The organism is Lentilactobacillus sp. (genome assembly GCF_040773105.1).
In the GTDB taxonomy this organism is placed as follows: Bacteria; Bacillota; Bacilli; order Lactobacillales; family Lactobacillaceae; genus Lentilactobacillus; species Lentilactobacillus parabuchneri.
Genome location: NZ_JAXGWW010000244.1, coordinates 1 through 3,083, shown reverse-complemented (window position 1 = coordinate 3,083; position 3,083 = coordinate 1). Strand labels below are relative to the sequence as shown.

Annotated in this window: 3 protein-coding genes; 2 read left to right on the top strand and 1 reads right to left on the bottom strand. The window is 46.1% G+C overall.

The features are described 5' to 3' along the window. Nucleotides 1–1,177, top strand: a 1,177-nt coding sequence (locus tag AB3112_RS10150) for a PTS transporter subunit EIIC (RefSeq protein WP_367334424.1), incomplete at its 5' end; no start/stop codon positions are given. Further along, nucleotides 1,161–2,009: an alpha/beta hydrolase gene (locus tag AB3112_RS10145; RefSeq protein WP_084973010.1), complete on the top strand. Its 849-nt coding sequence runs from the start codon at nt 1,161–1,163 to the stop codon at nt 2,007–2,009. The genes AB3112_RS10150 and AB3112_RS10145, both read left to right, overlap by 17 nt. A gap of 26 nt (nt 2,010–2,035) precedes the next feature. On the opposite strand, the gene AB3112_RS10140 is transcribed toward AB3112_RS10145, so the two are convergent. Further along, nucleotides 2,036–3,083 (bottom strand): acyltransferase family protein (locus AB3112_RS10140; RefSeq protein ID WP_367334423.1); only part of this gene is annotated, 1,048 nt, incomplete at its 5' end.

Here is a 3,083-nt window from a genome sequence, read left to right as displayed (position 1 = left end):
GAGTATTTTGTTTCCAATCATGTTACTCGGAAGCTTTGCCGAAGTTTTGAAATTTGCATTTTTGTCCCCAAGTGGGTTTATCGCGACACTTTTTTCAGTCACTAAATGGTTGCCGTTCGTCCATCCGTTATCCCAATTGGCAGGGGTCATTTCCCGTTGTACGATCGACATGATCGGCATATACGGGGCATATGGCGCCGCATATTCTACCGTTAAAGAATACGGAAAAAAATCAGCGGCCGTTGCTGGGGCTGTGGGTATTTTGTCCTTTCTCATGATTTCGTACCAAACCGGCAGTCGCGGTCGATTGGTATTTAACCCGACCTTAATGGGCCAGGGGCTGTTAATCGCATTAATTGTCGGTTATGTATGCGGTCGGGTGATTGTCACCTTTGAACGAAATCAGTTGGCGGGGCCGTATCAGGTCATTCGACCATTGCTGATCATTTTGCTCCTATCGGTCCTCGCCAATTTATTCATCAGCTTCCTTAGAAGTCCTCAGGTTCAAACGTTTATCTTCTCCATTACACCCCATCCAGTTCAGGGAAATGCTTTTCCGTATGTCATCGGAATGGGGCTTTTAACTGACTTGTTGTCGTGGCTGGCGATTGGGGGCCCATATACGGCCAGCCCAACGTTTACTGATCCGCCCGCGCTGGCCAATCTTAATCACGCATTGAAAGCCGGAACTGCCTATAACGCCCCATTCAAGTACACGGCCACAACACTTTTTCACAGTTTTGCGAACTTTGGTGGCAATGGGGTCATTCTTGCCTTGATCATCGCAATTTTTATCTTTTCTAAACGAAAGAAGTTTTTGACTGTTGCCCGCTGGTCGACTTTTCCTGCCATTTTTAACAATAATTATGCCATGATGCTTGGCGTGCCCATTCTTTATAACCCCATCTTATTGATTCCGTTTTTGCTGGCGCCCTTGGTAAACATGTGCGTGGTAGCGCTGTTCTTAGCATTAAATTGGCTTCCAGCGGCAGTCTATCCAGTACCGTCGGGGACACCGGGACCTCTGATTGGGTTTATTGGGACCAACGGCAACTGGCTGGTACTTGTTCTGGGAATCGTGTTAATTGCCATTGATGTCCTGCTGTATGCACCATTTGTTAAATTGTATGACCGATTGAACGAAAACGCGGGTGATAAGCATGAAACGACGGACTAAATTATGGTTAGCAACAGCAATCGTCGCGATTATGACGGTTGGTCTGATTTTTGTCTCCCTTCAGTGGTCGCATAAAAATGTTGCTGCTTTAACCCGACGGCATAACTCGCAATTGTCCCCGGTTATCATGATTCCTGGAAGTTCAGCCACCGAGAATCGGTTTGACGGGTTGGTCAAGGAGCTTAACAAAAATCAGCGTAATCCTCACAGTCTGCTGAAAATTAGGGTAACCAATAAGGATAAACTGCAATTCAGCGGCCGAATTCGCCCTGGCGACAAGGAGCCGTTCATCGTGGTTGGCTTTCAAAATAACCGTGATGGTTATTCCAACATTAAGCAACAAGCACGCCAATTTAATATTGCCTTCAAGGAATTGGATAAGCGATTTGATTTTAATAATTTCAAAGCATTTGGTCATTCAAATGGGGGCCTGATCTTCACTGACTTCCTCGAAAATTATTTTGCCGACTACAAAGATCAAATCAAAATTACCAAGTTGATGACGATTGGCTCTCCGTTTAATTTTGATGAAAAATCAATCCAAAATAAAACGCAGATGCTGTCCGACTTCATAAAGAATCGAAAGAAACTGCCGACCAACCTGAGCGTTTATTCGGTCGCAGGGACTCAAAATTACACCTCTGACGGCATTGTACCGGTGGTAAGTGTGATAGCGAGTCGCTATGTTTTCCAGGGTCAGGTGAAGCATTTTACAACGATCACGGTATCGGGGACTGATGCGCAACACTCGGATCTACCACAAAACGACCAGATTGTGCGGTTGATCAAACAATATCTGTTAACGCATCACAAGCCGCGCCGTCCGGAATAAAATGAACCCCAAGTGAGTCTCGGGTGTTATTGATCGTTCTTGGATCTGACAAAGGTCACTGTCCGTATTTGCTTCCAAACCCAGTGAATCATGATGGCCGATGCAAATGACAGGACCCAGGTACCGAGATAAACCAGAATGATGCCAATTAAGGGCTCATTTGTGGTCAAAGCACGGCTAAAGGTCAGCCACAGCAGCTGATTCCAAAAGACATTTGAAAGAAACGCCGGGTAAGCATAGTTGGCCATGAAGTGAATCGTTTGGGCAATCTGGGGACGGTTGTTAAGTTGGTTGGCAGCAAATGCGGCAATTAAACAAATGATACTTAGATCATAAATGGTCATAGACGGCTTATAGTAGGGCGCGTTGATAACTTGGATCGGCAGTGAATATGACAGCAACTCCCAATTAATCCAGACGAACGAAGCACCAGCGATTATGAGACTCACCCAGTGCCATTTGTGCAAAAAGCGGGTGGTGATGTGGCGGTACTGCCACGCAAGAACGCCTAAGACGCCATACATCAGAAAGCTGATAAACAGCCGATCCAACAGATACCAGTCCTGCATGTGAGGGCCGTGAAAAACTTGGCGATCGTAAAAGCCCAACCAGGCAATCTGAATGAGGCTGACTGTGATCAGTACCAAGATGCCCCGAAAACGATTTTGACCACACCAACGGGCGAGCCACCAAAACACCGGCATTAAAATGATGAACTGTAACATCATCGAATTGTACCAGAGATGAGGCGCGGCGTTTCCGTTGATAAATTGCCAAGCAAACGTTTGTAAGTCATGGTAGCGATGGACTTGTTGGACCCAGGGCATGACCAACAAGTAAATAGTTGTCCATGCAATCGTTGGAATGAATAGTGCGTGCCACATTTGGATGAGGTAGGTGCGATATGTCAGGTTAGAGTCGACAGCGATTCGGGTAGTGGTGTACAAAATTCCGGCTATGAAAGCCGGAGCCGTGAATTTTGTCAGATCATAAAAGATACCAATTCCAATTTGAGCAGACGGACTTGGATGGGTTTGCAGAGCTTCGACAAGGATGATTTGAAGCATTACCGCT

Coding starts and splice junctions, on each gene's coding strand:
- AB3112_RS10145 (WP_084973010.1), top strand. CDS start 1,161: ATGAAACGACGGACTAAATTATGGTTAGCAACAGCAATCGTCGCGATT.